This window comes from Kordia sp. E (genome assembly GCF_056033805.1).
The window spans coordinates 1-2408 of sequence record NZ_JBRASR010000017.1 but is presented as its reverse complement, the minus strand read 5'-3'; the positions used below and the strand labels follow the sequence as shown (position 1 = coordinate 2408).

The window sequence follows — 2408 nt, the reverse complement described above, 5'->3', positions numbered from 1 at the left end:
TAAATATGCATATGATTTTACCGCACGCCAATCTCCTTTGATATTGTATAAAAATGGATTAGTTTCATAAAAATTAGGATACTTTACCAAATGATGTTCTGAGCCTTCAAAAGCTAATGAAGGATATTTTTTTACACCTATGTTTTCTTCAGGATTATTCCAAAAATCTTTATACTCAACAGCAGATGCATTGATAATTCTTGGGTTATTTGTTGTCGTTGTGTTTTCGTCAACAGTAAAATCGGTAGCATTAATTACTGTATCTGTATCACTAATTGGTGATTTCATACTTGTGACAGAAGCCATTGCAGCACTTTGGAAATTCCTGTAATTAGATTTTATAATTTTAATCGTAATATCAGTCAGGCTTGCATCTTCACCACAAGCATTTAGGTACTCACCTTCTCTATCAATCAAAACCATCTTTTTATCGGAAGTAGCTGTATCGTCTATATTTTCTACTTGACTAATCCAGTAAATAGGATCATTTGCCATAGGTGCTCCAGTGGCATCAAAAACCATTACTTGATCGCCAGGAGTGAAAATTTCTTCAAGGCTAGTATTTAAACTTGTATCGCCTTGAATTTTATACCAGGTTGAATTCCCATCAACATCTTGATCGTAATCATCTGAAAGATTTTCATGAAGCGATGTCAAACGACATTCAACACCTAAGTTTTTAGCTGCCTGTCCCATTCCTTTATATGCCCAATGTGCAGGATATGAGAAATTATAATAGTTATCTTTGAATGCATTAGAAGTTTCCGTAAGTAAAACTTGACCACTTAAAGCATCCCAAGCAAGATTTTTTGTACTCACAGAAGCACCTAAATCTTGAGCCACCTTTTCTACTAGAATCCCTGTTTTATGAATCACTTTTGTAGTAGTGGTAGTATGAAGTGTTGTTTCGTTTCTTTTATATTCAAAAGGAAGTTGACCAAGTAATATTGGCCAAGGACCAGCATTGAAAAAAGTTAAATTCGTATCAACACCAAAGCTTTCTGATAAATTGTAATTTTCATTAAAATCAGTAATTACATCATAATGCACTCCAATTTCTTTGGTTTCATCTATACTTCCATCAGCGTGTACTACTGGAAGTTTGTTATTTAATTCGCCATCTTCTGTAACGTTGTATTTATAATCAACACCAGAAATAAGGTTCTCATTTTCATCATATATTTTTTGTGCTTTTGATTTTCCATTCATATCATTTGTGATAATTGAAAAACCTTGTGAAAGTGCCAATTCAGTTCTAACATTTAATCGCAATAGATTGTCTATAATATTAGCTTGATTACTGATATAATTATTCATTCCATCAATAACTGTATGATCAGATTTAGTAGGAAAGTCTTTCGATGTGAAAAATTCACTCGTTACTTTCCCAGTAGCGTGTCTTTTTACAGTTTCGGTAATATTTCCATTTGAATCTGCTTGAGTTCGATTTAAGTTTTTAACAGTAACTTTACTGTACGTAACTGTTGCAGAAGGATAAAATGATTTCCCAAACGGTTTTTCAACATATTCTCTAGCTTGTAATTTCTCCGAACTATCATAAAATGGTTGAATAAGCGGATTTTCTTTACTCATATTTGGTTCCCAAGTAGCTACACCACTTGAACCCAAATCTTGTCCTAAAGTATAGTCATATTCTTGTCCATAAAAATTGCTATACTCATTTATAGGATTCGTTTGCTGATTCTCAGTCATTACATCCCAATTATCATACATGAGTACTTTTTTGACACGTAATCCACCTCCAAGTTTTGCATTGGTAGGGTGCTTTAAACGAATCCATGATTTTTCTGGCTTGAACTTTCGAGCTATTGCTCGTTCTTGTAAATATCCGTTTGGTCCTATAAAAATTTCCGCAAGTACTGGCAAGCTGCTTCCGATGGCATTTACAATATCTTGAATATTTGGTGAACCAGGTTCATCATCACCTGTTCCATAAGCATATCTATTTAAATGTTTTCTTGCAAAAAACCAACCTGATTTAGCAATCGGATTTGTCTGACCAGTTTGTATAGTAGCATCTCCAAGGGTGACATCACTAGTAACATTAGTTCCAGCTTCTTGATTTTCCAATCGAATAGGAATGGCTCCATAATAAGCTCCATCCGACCCAGAAAATACTGAAAACTCACGCGATTGATCTATCATACAATACCCTTCTACATAATCGTAAGAAGAACGACTTACATCGTGTTTCTCCATATTCAATAAGAACCTGAAGTGCAATGGTCTGTCAATATATTCTCCTAAATATTTGGTTTTGAATTCATTTACTGGTATTAGAGAAGTTTCATTTAATTGTACTGCTAAGTAGCGTGTATGTGATCCGTTTGTGTATAAATTTGTAGTTAAATCACCTAGTTGACTTGGAGCTGCATCACTTACACCAA

The 2408-nt window shown here is 34.0% G+C and carries 1 protein-coding gene; it reads right to left on the bottom strand.

Features of this window, described 5'->3' with window-relative positions:
- Nucleotides 1-2408, bottom strand: a 2408-nt coding sequence (locus ACUUYC_RS25375) for a hypothetical protein (protein ID WP_474270637.1), incomplete at both ends; no start/stop codon positions are given.